The 17,203-nt window shown below is 42.5% G+C and carries 15 protein-coding genes; 6 read left to right on the top strand and 9 right to left on the bottom strand.

The genetic code is table 11. The features are described from left to right. Nucleotides 1–115 precede the first annotated feature (115 nt). The gene (locus tag SJY28_RS03560) at nucleotides 116–493 is read left to right on the top strand and encodes a DsrE family protein (RefSeq protein ID WP_379543459.1); all 378 of its coding nucleotides are present in this window, start codon (nucleotides 116–118) and stop codon (nucleotides 491–493) included. A 140-nt stretch (nucleotides 494–633) separates the two neighbouring features. On the opposite strand, the gene SJY28_RS03555 is transcribed toward SJY28_RS03560, so the two are convergent. Then, the gene (locus SJY28_RS03555) at nucleotides 634–891 is read right to left on the bottom strand and encodes an abortive infection family protein (RefSeq protein WP_379543458.1); all 258 of its coding nucleotides are present in this window, start codon (nucleotides 889–891) and stop codon (nucleotides 634–636) included. Nucleotides 892–1,107: 216 nt separating this feature from the next. Here SJY28_RS03555 and SJY28_RS03550 point away from each other — a divergent pair, with 216 nt between their 5' ends. After that, a complete protein-coding gene (locus SJY28_RS03550) occupies nucleotides 1,108–2,151 on the top strand; it encodes an NAD(P)H-dependent flavin oxidoreductase (protein ID WP_379543457.1) in 1,044 nt (347 codons plus the stop codon). Nucleotides 2,152–2,176: 25 nt separating this feature from the next. Here the strand turns inward: SJY28_RS03550 and SJY28_RS03545 are convergent, their stop codons facing one another. Beyond that, complete coding sequence (locus SJY28_RS03545) at nucleotides 2,177–2,896, bottom strand: aspartate/glutamate racemase family protein (RefSeq protein ID WP_379543456.1); 720 nt, start codon at nucleotides 2,894–2,896, stop codon at nucleotides 2,177–2,179. Nucleotides 2,897–3,233: 337 nt separating this feature from the next. Between SJY28_RS03545 and SJY28_RS03540 the strand changes: the two genes are divergently transcribed. After that, the gene (locus SJY28_RS03540; protein ID WP_379543455.1) at nucleotides 3,234–3,488 is read left to right on the top strand and encodes a DUF2798 domain-containing protein; all 255 of its coding nucleotides are present in this window, start codon (nucleotides 3,234–3,236) and stop codon (nucleotides 3,486–3,488) included. A 110-nt stretch (nucleotides 3,489–3,598) separates the two neighbouring features. Here SJY28_RS03540 and oppF read toward each other — a convergent pair whose 3' ends face one another. The 5 genes from oppF to SJY28_RS03515 form a co-directional block, all read right to left on the bottom strand. Next, nucleotides 3,599–4,621 (bottom strand): murein tripeptide/oligopeptide ABC transporter ATP binding protein OppF, encoded by a 1,023-nt coding sequence (oppF, locus tag SJY28_RS03535; protein WP_379543454.1) that lies wholly within the window; start codon nucleotides 4,619–4,621, stop codon nucleotides 3,599–3,601. Between the two features lie 3 nt (nucleotides 4,622–4,624). Then, nucleotides 4,625–5,794: an oligopeptide ABC transporter ATP-binding protein OppD gene (gene oppD, locus SJY28_RS03530; protein WP_379543453.1), complete on the bottom strand. Its 1,170-nt coding sequence runs from the start codon at nucleotides 5,792–5,794 to the stop codon at nucleotides 4,625–4,627. A gap of 27 nt (nucleotides 5,795–5,821) precedes the next feature. After that, entirely contained in the window at nucleotides 5,822–6,727 is a 906-nt protein-coding gene (oppC, locus tag SJY28_RS03525; protein WP_057757598.1) for an oligopeptide ABC transporter permease OppC, read from the bottom strand. Between the two features lie 98 nt (nucleotides 6,728–6,825). Beyond that, nucleotides 6,826–7,746 (bottom strand): oligopeptide ABC transporter permease OppB, encoded by a 921-nt coding sequence (gene oppB / locus SJY28_RS03520; RefSeq protein WP_191114461.1) that lies wholly within the window; start codon nucleotides 7,744–7,746, stop codon nucleotides 6,826–6,828. A gap of 188 nt (nucleotides 7,747–7,934) precedes the next feature. Further along, a complete protein-coding gene (locus SJY28_RS03515; RefSeq protein WP_379543452.1) occupies nucleotides 7,935–9,605 on the bottom strand; it encodes an ABC transporter substrate-binding protein in 1,671 nt (556 codons plus the stop codon). Between the two features lie 918 nt (nucleotides 9,606–10,523). Between SJY28_RS03515 and SJY28_RS03510 the strand changes: the two genes are divergently transcribed. The 3 genes from SJY28_RS03510 to SJY28_RS03500 all read left to right on the top strand — a co-directional run bounded on the left by SJY28_RS03510 (nucleotide 10,524) and on the right by SJY28_RS03500 (nucleotide 13,680). Then, nucleotides 10,524–11,501, top strand: coding sequence for a zinc-binding dehydrogenase (locus tag SJY28_RS03510; protein ID WP_379543450.1), 978 nt, complete (start codon nucleotides 10,524–10,526; stop codon nucleotides 11,499–11,501). Between the two features lie 192 nt (nucleotides 11,502–11,693). Continuing rightward, entirely contained in the window at nucleotides 11,694–12,698 is a 1,005-nt protein-coding gene (locus SJY28_RS03505; protein ID WP_379543449.1) for a YhdH/YhfP family quinone oxidoreductase, read from the top strand. Nucleotides 12,699–12,831: 133 nt separating this feature from the next. Continuing rightward, a complete protein-coding gene (locus SJY28_RS03500) occupies nucleotides 12,832–13,680 on the top strand; it encodes an HNH endonuclease (protein WP_379543448.1) in 849 nt (282 codons plus the stop codon). A 212-nt stretch (nucleotides 13,681–13,892) separates the two neighbouring features. On the opposite strand, the gene guaA is transcribed toward SJY28_RS03500, so the two are convergent. Together guaA and SJY28_RS03490 are read right to left on the bottom strand one after the other, a co-directional pair. Beyond that, nucleotides 13,893–15,503, bottom strand: coding sequence for a glutamine-hydrolyzing GMP synthase (gene guaA / locus SJY28_RS03495; RefSeq protein WP_379543447.1), 1,611 nt, complete (start codon nucleotides 15,501–15,503; stop codon nucleotides 13,893–13,895). Nucleotides 15,504–15,724: 221 nt separating this feature from the next. Continuing rightward, a complete protein-coding gene (locus SJY28_RS03490; RefSeq protein ID WP_379543446.1) occupies nucleotides 15,725–16,882 on the bottom strand; it encodes a MalY/PatB family protein in 1,158 nt (385 codons plus the stop codon). Nucleotides 16,883–17,203: the final 321 nt, after the last annotated feature.

Below are 17,203 nucleotides of genomic sequence, written 5' to 3'. Positions count from 1 at the left end.
AACCTTATAGCTACTATTTCATAACAACTCATTATATAAATACATATAATAAATGTTAGGATAGTAGTGAGTACATACTCAGACAAAACAAATATAGTCTTATAAGGAGAATAATATGGCTAATACAACAGATTATGTCGGTACGTTATTTGATAATAGCGAATCAAACCCAAGCAAAATTACCTTAGCGTTTACCATGGCAGGCGTAGCACTGAAAAAAGACCATTCTGCTACTGTGATATTAATGGTGGATGCGGTGCATTTGGCAAAACCAAACGCGCTAGACAATGTAGATATCGGCGATCCGTTTGAGCCAGCTGGTGAGTTACTAGAAGCCTTTATTGAAAAAGGTGGTCAAGTATTGGTCTGCGGTGCTTGTATGAAACACAATGGTGTAGAAGAGTCAGATATCGACAAGCGCTTTGAAGTGATTAGCGGTGATGATGTGGTTGAGCTACTGATGAGTGCTAAAGGGTCTTTGCAGTTGAATTAGGACATAAGCAAATTCAGTTAATCAAGCTATAGAAGTGAGTCAGTTTCTTAGTCATCGTTTTGGGTGGTTTGGGAGCTGACTTTTTTCATCTTTTGAATAAGTACGATTATTCTAATGAATACTAGTGTAGTGGTGAGGTTCTAACTCTCTTTTCTCATTTCATGTGTTTCCAGCAAATATATTGCTAGAGTGGAAGCAGCTCCGACCGCCAGTTTAGCATGTCTAGGTTGCAAGCCTTTAAACTGGCTATCTTTGCCATGACCACTACCATATTCGTTTCTAACCTCTGCAATGCCTTGGACAACAGCGGACAAACTACCTAAAATCTGTCTTATTGAGCTCGCTGCTTTTGCCTTGTTAGATATGTCACGTCGAGTAATTTGAGATATTTTACTCATTATTTATTTCAACTTTCTTTGGCTAGATATTTAGTGATCTCAAGTATATGTATTAATAAGCTTTAACTACAGTTTTGTAGTCAACTATCTTAACTACAAAACCGTAGTCAAAACCCACTACCCTATTCAGCAACTAAATAAACACTATCTCACATACTCTTTACTCAGCTCTGTTAAAGTAAGCCATGTAAATATCCTAATAAAAAGGAACCATTCATGACCTTACTTGATATGCTTAATATCACCTACCCGATCATCCAAGCGCCAATGGCAGGAGCAACCACACCTGAACTGGCAGCGATGGTCAGTAACTTTGGTGGACTGGGCTCATTAGGATCTGGCATGACTGCGCCAAATGTTTTGACCAGCCAAATTGATACCATTAAATCGCTCACCGACCGTCCGTTTATGGTCAATCTCATGGTATTGTCTGAGCAAGAATCCACGACCTTTGATACCGAAATTCCCGCTTGGCTGAGTGAGTACTATCAAGATAATAATATCGAAATTGCACTACCTGAACGCCCAGCGCAGAGCTTCGCAGAGCAGCTACAAGTGCTCTATGACAATCCCGTTCCCGTTGCCAGTTTTACCTTTGGCATTATCAGTGCTGAGCAAGTTCAGCGTCTGCAAAGTCTCGGTACACGCGTCATCGGCACCGCCAATCATCCACTAGAAGCGCAAGCATGGAGCGAAATTGGCGCAGATGCGGTATGTGTACAAGGGGTCGAAGCAGGAGGTCATCGCGGTGGTTGGTTACCGCAAAGTGAAAGCGATCCATTGGGTTTATTGACGCTGATTGGCCAGACCCGCGCCTGTACTGATATTCCTTTGATTGCAGCAGGTGGCATTATGACGGGACAGGATATCAAGGCAGTACAAGCGGCAGGTGCTGAGCTTGCACAAATGGGGACGGCGTTTTTGACCACCGACCAATGTGGTATCAATGATACTTATAAACAAGCCTTACTCGATGCCAGTCACAGCAGACGCAGCTCAGAAACGCGCTTAACTCGATTATTTTCAGGTAAGCTCGCTCGTGGTTTATTAAACGCTTATCTATTTGATTTTGCTCAATTTGAAAGCGCTGATGAGCTACCGCCCTACCCACAATTAAACGCCATGTCCAAATCTATGCGAGCTCATGCCTCTAAAAATATGGATGCAGAACATCAATCTTTATGGGCAGGACAAGGGGTAACTTTGGTCAAACAAGAGAGCACGCTTGAACTGCTTGAGCGACTGGTAAAAACATTATAGGCTTAAATATTTCTATCAGTCCGCACTACTCTAATACAAAATCTACCGCCGCAGCTGCATGAATAGCTGTGGTATCAAATACAGGTATCGGGCTATCAGCCTGTTTAATAAGTAGACCAATCTCTGTGCAGCCCAAGATCACACCCTCTGCCCCTTTCGCTGCCAAATCTTTAATCACTTGACGATAATACTCTCGTGAGCTGTCTTTAAATTCACCAACACACAGCTCTTTTTTGATAATGCGGTGCACTTCTGCTCTCGCCTCATCTTCTGGTATCAATACTTGTAAACCCGCATCAATAAGACGCTGCTTATAAAAATCTTGAGTCATCGTAAACTGAGTACCAAGTAAGGCTATTTTAGTAAGATTTTGTTTTTTGATAGCATCAGTAGTCGCATCAGCGATATGAGTCAACGGTAAGTCTGTGGCGGAGCGCACGTCATCGACCAGTTTGTGCATCGTGTTAGAAGCAATCATGATTCCTTGTACGCCAGCTGCTTGTAGACGCTGAGCACTGCTAGCCATTATCACGCCTAGCTCGTCCCATCTGCCTTGCTCCTGTAGCGCATTAATCAACGCAAAATCTACACTATGAATCAACAAATCTGCTGAATGTAGTCCGCCAAGCTGATGCTTGACACCTTCATTAATCAGACGATAATAGCTCTCGGTACTCTCCCAGCTCATACCACCGATGATTCCTAATGTTTTTTGTGGAGATCCTCGTTGTTCTTGAACTGCCATACTATACTCCTATTTGTTTTTGGTCTTAGTTATAGTAAGTTATCGTAGCAAAATCGACTGTTGAGAACGCACTGTTTTTAGAGATATTCCTTTTAGCAATAATCTCTTCAAAAAGCTTTAAAATGCTGCCTTAAAGACAATAATCATATTAATAACATATCGCAAACCCTACCATTAATAATAACGATTTTACCCGTTCGGCATCACAGAGTATGATGGACGCTGGTAGTTACCACCCTATTTACTATAACTACTCATTACCTGACTATTATATTTACAACGTATGCCCGCATCATAGGTTGGGCATAGCTAACACTATGTAGGACAACCGAATACTATGGCCAACTTCCCCACTATCAGAATACGTACGCGCCGCAAATATTATCGCCTTATCTTTACAGGTCTAATGGCGATGATGATGTCACTGATTATCTCAACAGCCCTGTTGGTGGTCAAACAAGGCTTTATCGACGGATTTTTTATGGAGTTGATGCATTCGTGGGGACTGGCCTTTATGTTTGCGTGGCCAAGTGCGTACATCTGCGCCTATCTAGTACAAGAGCACATACTTAGTAGAATAGAATTTTATTGAAATATGCCCTACCGCAGCTAAAACCACTACATAGTGGACATCACTGACTACGCTGACGAATTATCTATACTAGTGTTCTTTATACCGATAGCATCATGGATGTAGGTTAATTAGAGCTCAACCTTATTTTTTAAACAAGCCACTCTATGGTCCAAAGTACCTTCTAACACAGGTTTGATTTGTGCACACTCACTATCCGCTATTGGACAGCGAGTACGGAATACACAGCCTGATGGTGGATTGATTGGACTTGGTAAGTCGCCCTCTAATAACTGAATGACCTTATTACGTTCGGCAATAGGATCAGGTAATGGCACCGCTGACATCAGCGCTTGTGTATAAGGATGCGTCGGATTTCCGTACACAGCTTTGTTTATACCTAGCTCGACGGCATGGCCTAAATACATAACAAGCACTCTATCCGCGATGTGTTTAATCACTGATAGATCATGGGCGATAAAGATAAGCGCCAACCCCATCTCTTGCTGTATGTCTTGCAACAAGTTAATGACTTGCGCTTGAATCGAGACATCAAGAGCCGATACTGGCTCATCACAGATGATGATTTTAGGCTTTAGTATTAGGGCGCGAGCGATACCAATACGCTGACACTGACCACCAGAAAACTCATGCGGATAGCGGTTAATCTGATTAGACAGTAGCCCAACCTTTTTCATCATTGTACGTACTTCATCTTGTACATCAGATTTTTTCATTTCTGGATAGTAGGTACGCAGTGGTTCTGCGATGATATCGCCTACCGTCATGCGTGGGTTAAGCGACGCTAGCGGATCTTGGAATATCATTTGAATGTCTTTGCGCTTTATTCTCATGGTTTTCTTAGAGGCGCCTACTATCTCTTCATCACCAAACTTTATGCTGCCAGCATTGGCTCTCACTAAGCCGATAATCGTTCTTGCCAGCGTTGATTTACCGCAGCCCGACTCACCTACTACGCCCAAAGTCTCGCCAGCGAATAGCTCAAACGAGACGCCATTGACAGCCTTTAAGGTGTCAGGCTTTTGCCAAAAGTACGTCCCTTTTTGTTTGATATTAAACGTCGTATGCACATCCTGCACTTGTAGTAGCGGAGCTTGGCTTTCTTTGACTATGCCTATATTAGATAATATCATGTCCTAGCCCTCCAATGTCGATAGGTTATTGATATTAGTCTTAGGGTCAGTATCTGTTGCCATACCCTTGGTAACGTCTGCTGAATCATCAATCTGCATCTCAGGATGCCAATGGCAAGCACGTTGACGCTCGTTTGGTAAAAACTCAAGCGGCGGTGGTACATCACGGCAGATATCCATGGCATGCGTACAACGCTCATGAAAAGGACAGCCAGTCGGTAGATTCAATAAATTGGGCGGACTGCCAGGAATGGTTTCAAGCTTACCTTTATCATCATCAAGACGCGGAATAGCTTTTAATAATCCAATAGTATAAGGATGCGTCGGCGTATAGAAAATCTCTTCCGTTTCCCCATACGCCATGGTACGACCAGCGTACATTACGAGTACCCGATCACAGATACCAGCTACCACACCCAAGTCGTGAGTAATCATAATAATAGTGGTACCAAAGTCACGCTTTAGCTCATTTAACAGCACCATAATCTGTGCTTGTACGGTCACATCAAGCGCCGTCGTTGGTTCATCGGCAATCAATAATTTCGGACGACAAAGCAGCGCCATCGCAATCATTACCCGTTGGCGCATACCTCCTGAAAACTCATGCGGATACATACCAATCCGTTTTTTTGCCTCAGGAATCTTGACCGCATCTAACATACGGATCGACTCCTCCCACGCATCTTTTTTGCTCATACCCTTATGCAGAATCAACACTTCAGCAAGCTGATCGCCTATTTTCATATAAGGATTAAGGGAGGTCATCGGATCTTGGAAGATCATAGCGATTTGCTCAGCACGAATCTTATTCAATGCTTTTTGCGATAAACCTAATAGCTCATTGCCTTCAAATTTTACGGAACCTTTGGTACGGCCGTTCTTTGCCAGCAAACCCATGATGGCGAACGCCGTCTGAGACTTGCCAGAGCCTGACTCACCGACGATGCCCAACGTCTCACCCTCATGCAGGTTAAAATTTAAACCGTTCACTGCAGTCACAAGTCCATCTTCGGTCGTGAATTGCACAGATAAATCTTTAACTGCTAATAAGCTGCTTTCTTGACTAACTTTTTTGGCCTGATTGGCTTGGGTATTGAGCACTGAGTCAGCGCCCACTTTACGGACAGTAGAGTCTATTTTCTCAGGTGCGCTATTGCTATCTTGCATTGACATGATGTTGTTCTCCTAGCGAGCTTGAGTCTAGCGGTCTTTAGGGTCAAACGCATCACGTAGACCATCACCGATAAAGTTAAAACAAAATAAAGTAATGACTAAGAAAGCCGAGGGAATTAAAATTTGCCAAGGCGCGACTTGCATTGTTTGTGAGCCCTCTTGGAGTAGCGCACCCCAACTGGTCATTGGCTCCTGCACACCAAGTCCTAAAAAGCTCAAAAACGACTCAAATAAAATCATCGTTGGTACTAGCAACGAGGCATACACAACAACCACACCAAGCACGTTGGGTACAATATGACGCAAGATAATGTTAAACCCTGATACCCCACCAACGTGCGCCGCTTCGATAAACTCTTTACTCTTCAGACTCAATGTCTGACCACGGACAATACGAGCAACATCAAGCCAAGAGACTAAGCCGATAGCGACAAAAATTAAAATAAGGTTACGACCAAATATCGTTACTAGCAAAATCACAAAAAACATAAATGGAAAGGCGCTTAGAATCTCCAAAAAGCGCATCATAATCATATCTACTTTGCCGCCTAGATAGCCTGACGTTGCGCCATAAACCGTACCAACCAATACCGCCACCGTTGCACCAGCAATACCCACCAATAGTGATATTCGCCCACCGACTGCGGTACGCACGAGTAAATCACGACCGAGTGAGTCCGTACCGAAGTAGTGCTTGTTTTCAATCGATGGCGCAGATTGCATAAAGTTCCAGTCGGTTTCTGCATAACCAAAAGGTGCTAGCATGGGCACAAAGATGACAAACATACCGACGAGTAATAAGATAAAAAAGCTCGTCACTGCCGCCTTGTTTTGATAAAAACGGCGCCATGCATCTTGCCAAAGGCTACGGCCTTTTATCTCTTTGATAGGCAGTTCCATAAGCTCGGTTGGCTGGTCTACGGTCAGGCTCATAGTCGTCCTTTTACTCATTTAATTGAGAATCTGATATGTATTTTTAAGTGATAATTAGCATTTATATGGTGTGCTTTAAGTGTCCATTAATACCAATATCAATACTGGATTTTTGGATCAATAATGGCGTATAGAATATCGACGATGGCATTGAAGGCAATCGTCAATACACCAACCAAAATGGTCAAACTAAGCACAACACCATAATCGCGATTCAGCGCACCATTCACAAATAACTGCCCGATACCTGGTAAACCAAAAATAGTCTCGATCACGATAGAGCCAGTGATAATGCCGACGAATGCAGGACCAAGATAAGAAATCACAGGTAGTAATGCTGGTCTGAGCGCATGTTTCATCACGATTCGACGCATTGGCAACCCTTTAGACTTTGCCGTACGGATATACTGACTATTCATCACCTCAATCATCGAGCCACGCATGATACGTGCAATACTAGCGACGTAAGCCAATGCTAAAGCTGTAACGGGCAGTATCAGGTTTCGCACTGCTCCATCATTCCAGCCACCAGCTGGCAGCCATTGTAAAAGAATCGCAAACACCAGTACTAATAAGGGGGCTTTTACAAAGCTTGGAATCACAACACCCGTCATAGCAAACGCCATCAGAATATAATCCATCCAAGAGTTTTGCTTGAGCGCAGCTATCACCCCAAGAATAAGCCCTAACACCAGTGCTAATATAAAAGCGTACAAGCCAAGTTCCATTGATACCGGAAAGGACTGCGATAACAATTCATTGACCGTATAGTCTTTATACTTAAAGGATGGTCCGAAATCGCCTAGAGCCAGCTGCTTTAGATAATTAACATATTGCAGCCACATAGGATCATTGAGATTGTATTTGGCTTCGATATTGGCCAATACTGCTGGCGACAAACTACGCTCACTAGTAAAAGGACTGCCCGGTGCCAAACGCATCATAAAAAAAGACACGGTTATCAAAACAAACATGGTCGGAATGGCTTCTAAAATCCGCCGAAAAATAAGCTTTAGCATAATGCCTCTTTATAAGGTTACCTGTACAACAACGCTTGATTTCAAAATGCTCGTTTTGAGTACTTACGCCACTTTCAGACTTTCTCTGGTCCATAGCAAACGGACGCTATCAATCGGAATTGCTCCTTTTCATAGCGCCTGCTGATAAGACTATTGGATGTCATTCTTTGATAATCAGTGCTTAATGATCAGTGCTTGGCGATAGAGATATCTTTACCTTGCCAGTTGTCTAGAGGATCTTTCGTTGAAAAGCCGATGACGTAAGGTTTTACCAAACGAGGGCTGACATAGTGATAGATATTAAGTAGCCCCATATCCTGATCTAACTGTGCTTCCGCTTTTTGATATAAGCTTGCACGTTGCTCAGGCGTGACGCCCGCTTTTAACGTTTGAGCCATTAAGCTATCAAAATTGGCATTGGCGTACTTACCGTAGTTACCGCTATTGTCAGATTTGGCAATATTCAAAAATGCTGAAGGTTCGTTGTAGTCGGCACACCAACCAGCACGAGCGATTTGATAATTGCCGTTACGGCGCGTATCAAGATAGGTTTTCCATTCTTTATTGGTCAAGGTTACATCGACAAAACCGAGCGCTTGTTTCCATAACGAAGTGGCGGCAACTGCGACCTTTTTATGATTGTCATTGGTGTTGTAAAGCAGCTCAAAGGAGAGCGGATTACTCTCGTTGTAACCAGCTTCATTTAGTAGTTTTTTGGCTTCAGCAATACGCTTCTCTTTATCCCACGTTGACCATTCTGGTTTGTTTTCTACCTTGCCATTAGCTGCTATAGGTGTGAGCTGATAAGCCGCTGTTTGGCCTTGTCCAATAACCTTATCGGCAATGGTGTCACGATCTAGTGACAAGGCTAAGGCACGACGTACTTTAGGGTTGTCGAAAGGAGGCTTGACGGTATTGAACTCGTAATAATAGGTACAGAGATAAGGTGAAACTCTAAGCTCATCACCATTTTTCTCTTTCAAAGAAGCAAACTGCTCGGTTGGTATTTCATTATAAGTGACATCCACTTCACCAGCCTGATAGCGTGCTACATCGGTGGTGCTAGAAGGAATAGGTAGCATCGTGATGGTATCAAGCGTTGTATTGGCATCATCATAATAGGAGGTATTACGTGACAGAACGAGCTCATCGTTAATTTGCCATTTACTGACTTTATAAGGGCCGTTGACGACGATATTGGCAGGATCCGTCCATTTATCACCAAATGCTTCGATTGTTTTTTGATGCACAGGTTTGACGGAATTATGAATAAGCATATCTGGAAAATAAGGTACTGGCTCTGACAAAGTGACCTGCAGTGTTTTGTCATCGATTGCCTTTACTCCAAGTGTATCTATACCTGCAGCACCTTCAACGATTTTATCAGCACCAACTACTTTAGCATCAACCAAATAGCTTGAATAAGGCGACGCTGTATCGGGATTGACTAGGCGGCGCATGCTATAAACAAAGTCTTGCGCAGTAACCGGATCGCCATTTGACCACTTGGCATCACGTAATTTGAAAGTCCATACTTTGTTATCCGGACTCTCCCACTCAGTTGCGATTCCTGGGATGGTTTTACCGTCTGCATCGGTATTGGTTAGCCCTTCAAATAATTGACGACCAATATTAGACTCAGGTACACCAGACACTTTATGTGGATCAAGCGATTCAGGCTCTGTTCCATTATTAATGACCAACTCTTGAGTATCTGCTAGTACGTTTGGATCAATATTAGCTGATGAGTTAGTACTATTAGTGGCCGCATTATCACTACACCCTGTCATAAACATGGCAAGTACAAGAGAGGTCGGTAAAAATACAGTAGTACGAAGGGAGACAGAGTTGCGGGTCATATGGCGTCCTAGCAGGCAGGTGGCGATCAGATTAACTAATCTAGTAGTAAATCCATTTACAGTTAATATATCGTTTTCATATGCATTATTTACGTCGTTAAAGGCCATCATCTGACCATCTATTAATAATAAACGTTAGAAAACTATTGGTAATAGTAATAGTAAAAAAAGTTATCAATGTCAACAATTTTTCAGTTCATAGAAAAAACGTGAATTCAGTCAAACATCTGCATATACTATTAATGAGTAAAAAAGAACAAAAAACATACTAATTTACGGAATTCTACAAGGATTTAACCGGTTTTTTTATGAGAAACCCATCACTCGTTAAAATTCCACTCTTATGTTATAAATTGTATCTGACATATGTTTGACATTTTATAGTGTTTACGAACTAATACTTGGAATAGCATTCTATTATTAAGCGTAAGACATTTGATAATTTAGATAATCATATGAAAGACCATTCATGTGATACGTTCTAGTGCGACCTTGAGTAGCATGGTGATTCATTAAGATATTCGCTGTAATTCATTGAGTCATGTTACCAATGATTTTTCTTTTCAGTTTTTCTATAAAGAGCCCTATTCGTTAGAAAATCATGCTGAAACCCATAAACCAAATAACATGAACAGCTCTAGATCAGTGTGAGCAGTAACACAAAGAATATTACTGATGTAAGCCAAGCTTTCTATAACAAAATTCCGTTAGCGCAAATGTATCCGACTCCTAGACGACCAGTCTATTTTTAAGTATAGTGTCTTTGTTAGTCGATAACCTCTAAGCATCATTATCATGATATCGTTTCTACTAGAAGAAAAAATACATTGATGAGTGATCTCAATGACATGATGTTTATAGTCGGTTATTCATCCACTTATACATAAATTAAATCATAAATATATAAAGGAAATCATCATGCGTAGTGCTATTCATAACAGCTTTGGCAAACCCTCCAACGTATTGAGCGTTGGCGACAGTCCCGTACCGCAGCCTGCTGCCAACGAAGTCCGTATCAAAACCATTCTCTCCCCTATTCATAACCATGACTTGCTAACCGTAAGTGGTCAATATGGCTATAAGCCTGAGATGCCAGCCATCGGTGGTAGTGAAGCGCTAGGTATTATCGATGCCGTGGGCGATGATGTGACAGATCTAAGTGTTGGTCAACGTGTGGCTTGTGCCAGTGTGCACGAGACGTGGGCGGAGTATTTTGTCGCCCCTGCCAGCATGGTATTTAACATGCCTGATAGCATCGAAGACGAGTTGGCTGCCCAACTGATTGCTATGCCGCTGTCTGCCCTAATGCTATTAGAGTTCCTAGAAGTAGATAGCGGTCAATGGATTATCCATAATGCGGCAAACGGCGCTGTCGGTAAGACCCTTGCCATGCTCGCAGCAGCACGCGGCGTGAATACGATTAACCTCGTCCGTAGTAAAGACGCGATAGAAGAGCTGACCTCACTCGGTATCAAAAACAATGTCGTCACAGCTGATGATGACTGGAAAGATCAGGTCCGCGCTATCATTGGTGATGATAAGATTACAGCAGCCGTCGATTCAGTCGGTGGTGAGTCGAGCAACGAGCTACTATCATTACTTGGCAGCAAAGGCACGCTGGTCTCATTTGGTATCATGTCAGGCAAGCCAATGGCATTAGACGCTGGTAGCTTGATCTTTAAGCAAGCCGTTGTAAAAGGCTTCTGGGGCAGCAAAACTAGCCAAGAAATGGATCTAGAAAACAAACAACGTCTAATCGATGAGCTACTAGAGCGTGCTTCGAATGGCGATCTAAAGCTCCCTATCGAAGCCATTTATAGTCTGGACGACATCACAACTGCCGTCTCTGGAAAAGTACAATCAAGCAAAAAAGGTAAAGTTATCTTAAAGCCTTAAGCGATACTCTAATCTTGCATTGATTGTCATTAAAGGCATCATAAATATGAAAAGTCCATTTGTATTACTCGTTAGATAATACTATGGGCTTTTTTATTTTAACCATGCTGTTGCCATAATGATTCTGATGTAAACATATACATAGGCAATTACCTATCAACTCAAATAATAATATTTAATAAGGATATAACCATGTCAAACGATACAACGTTCAAAGCCTTAGTTGTCGAAGAAACCAGCGATGGCGAATTCAAAAAGAGCATTCAAGAGCGCAAAGTCAGTGACTTGCCGGAAAATGACTTGCTCATCGAAGTGCATTATTCATCGTTAAATTTTAAAGATGCGATGTCAGCCACGGGCAATAAACGAATCACCAAACAATATCCGCATACCCCAGGTATCGACGCCGCTGGCGTGGTCGTCAGTGATAAGTCAGGCACGTTTAGCGCAGGACAAGAAGTATTAGTATTCGGCTATGATCTTGGTATGGATACGGATGGTGGCCTTGGTCAAATGATCTCTATACCCGCCGATTGGGCGCTGCCTTGCCCAGAAACACTGACGCTAAAAGAAGCAATGACCTATGGTACTGGCGGCCTAACCGCAGCACTAAGTGTGCAAAAGCTAGAAAAAATGGGTGCAAAACCAAGTGATGGCCCAGTTGCTGTGACTGGCGCAACAGGCGGCGTAGGTACGATCAGTATCGCTATCTTAAAGCAGCTCGGCTATGAGGTGATTGCGTTCTCAGGTAAGCCAGAGCAAAGCGAGCATCTAAAAGCATTGGGCGCAAGCGAAGTGCATCATCGCGATACCATCAATGAAATCGGTAATAAGCCTGTCGGCCGTGAGCTATGGGCAAACGCCATTGATACCATCGGTGGTGATTACCTATCTAACTTGCTCAAACAAACTAAAGCGGGCGGCGCGGTGACGAGCTGTGGTCTAGCAGGTGGCGCTGAGTTTTCGATGACGGTCATGCCATTTATCACTAGAGCGGTATCATTATTGGGTATCGACTCGGTCTATATTCCACTAGCAGATAAAGAAGCCATCTGGAAACGTGTCGCCACTGATATGAAACTGCCTAATCTTGAAAGCTATGGTGAAGAGATTACACTTGAGCAAACGCCAGAATACTTAGATCGCTTTATGTCGAGCAAAGTGGTTGGGCGTTATGTGGTGAATATGAAGGGTTAGATTTTCTTCAAGACAAATATTATAAGCAGTAGCGGTGCTCTTTATCTGAAAGAGCACCGCTTTTTTAATTGACTTTAACGAACTTAAGTTTACTATATTGATTTTATGGAATATTAATAATAAGGAAGTTAAATTGTTTGAGATAGGAGAAATTTATAATAGGCGTGCTGATATACATGGTAGATATAAGGGCCAGCAATATGGAGGTATAGCTACTCCTGCCGCTCATCCATATATATTTATATTTACAGGTGATTCTGGTAACGAGTATGGATATATTGATAATTTTGATCCTAATGGTACCTTTAAATACACAGGTGAAGGACAAGAAGGTGACATGAGAATGTCTAAAGGTAATTTAGCTATTCACGATCATCAAAAAAACAATAAAGAAATTCTACTTTTTGAATATACATCACGAGGTTTTGTACGGTTTTTAGGAACATGCAATTATGTTTTCCACCACATTGAAGAGCGGCCAGATAGAAATGGTAATCTTCGTGAAGCTATCGTTTTTCATTTAGATATAGTTAATACTCAAAATATTGATGCAGTTCAAGCTCTAACTTCCGAGATAGTTGAATCTCCCAAAGCTATGTACATTACTAAGCCTAGCAAAGGTCATTCATTACAGAAATTACGAGAGATTGCCTTGAGTGCAACGCCAACCCAAGCAAGTACACAAGAGAAAATCCAGTCTATCCAAAACCGTAGTGCGGCAATTAAATTTTATGCTAAGAGAAGAGCTAATGGTATATGCGAAGGATGTAATGAGATAGCTCCATTTAAAACTAAATCTGGACCTTACCTTGAAGTACACCACTTAACTAGGTTGGCAGACGGTGGGGCAGATTTACCTCAAAACGTTATCGCGTTGTGTCCTACCTGTCATCGAAGAGCACACTACTCTTTAAATCATTTAGAATTTAATAGTCAGTTGATAAAAGAAGTTGCTGCTATCGAAGCAAAAATTAATGAGTGAAACGCTTAACTTTTAAACCAAAAAAACACCCAACCAAGTTGAGTGCTTTTTATTTATGGCAAGATGCATATCGATTCAAAAAAGCTGAGTTGAATAGCTATTTAGATAAGTTTACGTAGTCTAAGATGGTAACAAGGCAACCGAGCGCAGATAATACGTGTTTGTATATCTAGCGAGGTTAACACCGTTACCGTTTAGAATACGTAAACGAATTATTCCCACTCAATCGTTGCAGGCGGCTTGCTCGAAACATCATAAGTCACACGCGATACTTCAGCGATTTCATTCATGATACGGTTCGATACCGTCTCGATCAAATCATACGGCAGATGCGCAAAGCGAGCCGTCATAAAGTCTACGGTCTCAACTGCACGTAGCGCGATTACCCATGCATAGCGGCGGCCATCGCCGACCACGCCGACAGATTTGATTGGTTGGAATACGGCAAATGCTTGTGCAGTCTTGTCATACCAGCCTGAGCGCTCAAGCTCTTGCATAAAGATTGCATCTGCCAAACGCAGGATATCCGCGTATTCTTTTTTGACTTCACCAAGGATACGCACGCCCAAACCTGGACCTGGGAACGGATGGCGATAGATCATTTTGGCTGGTAACCCTAACGTAATACCAAGCTTGCGTACTTCGTCTTTGAACAAATCACGTAACGGCTCAATCAGTTTAAATGCCAAATCATCTGGCAAACCGCCTACGTTATGATGGCTCTTAATCACGTGTGCTTTGCCTTGATGTGACTTAGCAGATTCGATAACGTCTGGGTAAATCGTACCCTGTGCCAAGAACTCAACGACTTTACCATCGCTCTGCTCGCTCACTTGACGCGCGCTATCAGCGAATACGTCGATGAAGGTTTTGCCGATGATTTTACGTTTTTTCTCTGGATCAGACTCGCCTGCCAATGCATTTAAGAATAAGTCTTCTGCATCAACACGGATGACTTTTACGCCCATGTTTTCTGCAAAGATTTGCATCACTTGGTCGCCTTCGTGCAGACGCAATAGACCGTTATCGACGAACACACAAGTCAGCTGATCGCCGATTGCTTTGTGCAATAGCGCGGCAACGACTGAACTGTCCACACCGCCCGATAGACCTAGTAATACTTGCTTATCACCGATTTGTTCTTTTAACTGTGCGATACGCATATCAGCGATATTGTCTGGCGTCCACTCACCTGCACACTCACAGATTTGATGAACGAAACGACCAAGCAGCGCTTGACCTTGTAGCGTATGCGTCACTTCTGGGTGGAACTGTAGACCGTAGTATTGCTTATCATCATTTGCCATAATCGCGATTGGACAGCTTGGCGTGCTAGCGATGATGTCAAAGCCTTCAGGTACTTCGATGACCTTGTCACCATGACTCATCCAAACGTTTAGCTTGGCAGCCGCGCCGTCAGTCTTACTGTCTTCGATGCCGTCAGTCAGCTGCGAGTGACCATTTACTTCGATAGTCGCCGCACCAAACTCATGAATATCACTGGCATGAACTTGCCCGCCAAAACGGTCTGCCATTGCTTGCATACCGTAGCAGATACCTAGTACTGGCACGCCTAGATCAAATACCGCATCGTTGATACGCGGGCTGTTTTCTGCGTGGACGCTCTCAGGGCCACCTGACAAAATGACGCCTTTTGCGCCAAAATCGATGATGCGCTGAGTGTCGATATCATAAGGGAACATCTCACAAAACACCCCAGAATCGCGCACACGGCGGGCGATTAACTGGCTATATTGCGAGCCAAAATCGAGGATTAAGATGCGATCTTCTTTGATTGCAGGAGTGGCAGCAGCAGTGGTCATAAATCGATATCCATCAATAGATAAATTGGTGCCCTATTTTAACAAGTTTACGCCCTCTATTGGCTATTAGATGGTTAATTATTCGCGATTATTATTAGCGCATACCTTCAATTTGAATAATTACTCTCTAAGCAATGACAAAAATAAGCAAAGAGTAGACAGTAAACCCAATTATTAGCAAACTATCTTCCTCTATGTTCATCAATCATTTGCTAGGTTTACTACGTAATATCACCCAACGCTGAGTGCATACGACTCAACCCTTCTATCAATACTTCTTTAGGGCAGGCAACATTTAAACGCATCTTTAAATGTCCTTCCTCGCCATATTTAATACCAGCATTAAGCTCAACTCTAGCAGCTCTAAGCGCGTCATACAGCGCCTGATCGTCTTGGCTATATGCTGAGCAATCTAGCCAAATTAGGTACGATGCTTCTGGGCGCATGATTTTAATATCAGGCAAATGCTCATTTAAAAACTGCATCGTCAATTCAATATTGGCTTCGATATAACTAAGCGCCTGCTCTAGCCACTCACCACCATGCTCATAAGCACTACGCATGGCTGTATACGCAAATAGATTCAGCTCGTACTCATCATTTAACTGCTGCTGCTGACCGATTTTTTTGATTAGCGCTTTATCTTTAGCAAATATCATCGAGCCTTTGATACCTGCGATATTAAAGGTTTTGGTCATCGAAGTCAGGCTGACTACATTGTGCTCATAGCCTTTTGCCAGTGTTAAAAACGGTATAAACGTATGACCAGTCAAGGTCAAATCTTGATGAATCTCATCACTAACAATCGCCACGTTGTGCTTTTTACAAATCGCAAGTAGCGCTTCCAGCTCGTCCCTCGTCCATACACGACCACCAGGATTATGCGGATTGCAAAGTAGATAAAGCTTAACCTCATGCTCGATAATTTTGGCTTCGATATCAGTCAAGTCTAAATGATATTTACCTTCGACTTCCTTCAGTGCAGAAAGTACAAGCTTGCGACCATTTTGCTCAACCTTGCTCATAAAAGGCGTATAGATAGGATCGTTGACCAATACTGCTTCGCCTACCTTGGTAAAGACATTCATCATCAGCGCTAGGCTTGGCACGACACCCGGGGAAAACAAGATATCTTGCTTCTCTAACTGCAAGTCATAACGACTGCCATGCCAGTTAATAATCGAGTCGTATAAAGTATCAGTAGGCTTGGTATAACCCAAGATACCATGCTGCATGACTTGCTCAACCGCGCTTAATATCGGTGCGGCAGCCTTAAAATCCATGTCCGCCACCCATAGCGCAATCGTGTCATCGTTATAGTACCACTTGAGTGAGCCTGTATCGCGTCTGTCGATTATTTCATCAAAGTTATATTGCATTGGTACTCTTCTTATTTAGCATAATAATGGTTTGGAACGTCAAAAACACAGAGCAATATGTGCACTATATTATCAATATACGCTACGCTATCTGCTCTAGTAGATTAAGGCGTATTCGATTTTTCACAAATAATTAAAGTACTTTTAGACCTTAATTATCCATTTATCGGCTTAAATAACCTTCAAAGATATAAAGTAAACATTATTTCAATAATGGTTAAAAAATAATGCTACATTAAGGTTTCGGACTCTATCTATCATAAAGTTATTTGTGCCAGAGTGCGCTGATGTTGCCATGATTATAATCTATCAACATCTACC

Origin of the sequence: Psychrobacter sp. R86515, from assembly GCF_042466315.1 — a bacterium.
Lineage (GTDB): Bacteria > Pseudomonadota > Gammaproteobacteria > Pseudomonadales > Moraxellaceae > Psychrobacter.
Note: the sequence above shows the minus strand (reverse complement) of the source record. Positions and strands in the feature narration are given on the sequence as shown.

What these genes read in the sequence shown, in the direction of transcription:
- SJY28_RS03560 (WP_379543459.1), top strand. Translation starts at nt 116, where the DNA reads ATGGCTAATACAACAGATTATGTCGGTACGTTATTTGATAATAGCGAA.
- SJY28_RS03555 (WP_379543458.1), bottom strand. Translation starts at nt 891, where the DNA reads ATGAGTAAAATATCTCAAATTACTCGACGTGACATATCTAACAAGGCA.
- SJY28_RS03550 (WP_379543457.1), top strand. Translation starts at nt 1,108, where the DNA reads ATGACCTTACTTGATATGCTTAATATCACCTACCCGATCATCCAAGCG.
- SJY28_RS03545 (WP_379543456.1), bottom strand. Translation starts at nt 2,896, where the DNA reads ATGGCAGTTCAAGAACAACGAGGATCTCCACAAAAAACATTAGGAATC.
- SJY28_RS03540 (WP_379543455.1), top strand. Translation starts at nt 3,234, where the DNA reads ATGGCCAACTTCCCCACTATCAGAATACGTACGCGCCGCAAATATTAT.
- oppF (WP_379543454.1), bottom strand. Translation starts at nt 4,621, where the DNA reads ATGATATTATCTAATATAGGCATAGTCAAAGAAAGCCAAGCTCCGCTA.
- oppD (WP_379543453.1), bottom strand. Translation starts at nt 5,794, where the DNA reads ATGTCAATGCAAGATAGCAATAGCGCACCTGAGAAAATAGACTCTACT.
- oppC (WP_057757598.1), bottom strand. Translation starts at nt 6,727, where the DNA reads ATGAGCCTGACCGTAGACCAGCCAACCGAGCTTATGGAACTGCCTATC.
- oppB (WP_191114461.1), bottom strand. Translation starts at nt 7,746, where the DNA reads ATGCTAAAGCTTATTTTTCGGCGGATTTTAGAAGCCATTCCGACCATG.
- SJY28_RS03515 (WP_379543452.1), bottom strand. Translation starts at nt 9,605, where the DNA reads ATGACCCGCAACTCTGTCTCCCTTCGTACTACTGTATTTTTACCGACC.
- SJY28_RS03510 (WP_379543450.1), top strand. Translation starts at nt 10,524, where the DNA reads ATGCGTAGTGCTATTCATAACAGCTTTGGCAAACCCTCCAACGTATTG.
- SJY28_RS03505 (WP_379543449.1), top strand. Translation starts at nt 11,694, where the DNA reads ATGTCAAACGATACAACGTTCAAAGCCTTAGTTGTCGAAGAAACCAGC.
- guaA (WP_379543447.1), bottom strand. Translation starts at nt 15,503, where the DNA reads ATGACCACTGCTGCTGCCACTCCTGCAATCAAAGAAGATCGCATCTTA.
- SJY28_RS03490 (WP_379543446.1), bottom strand. Translation starts at nt 16,882, where the DNA reads ATGCAATATAACTTTGATGAAATAATCGACAGACGCGATACAGGCTCA.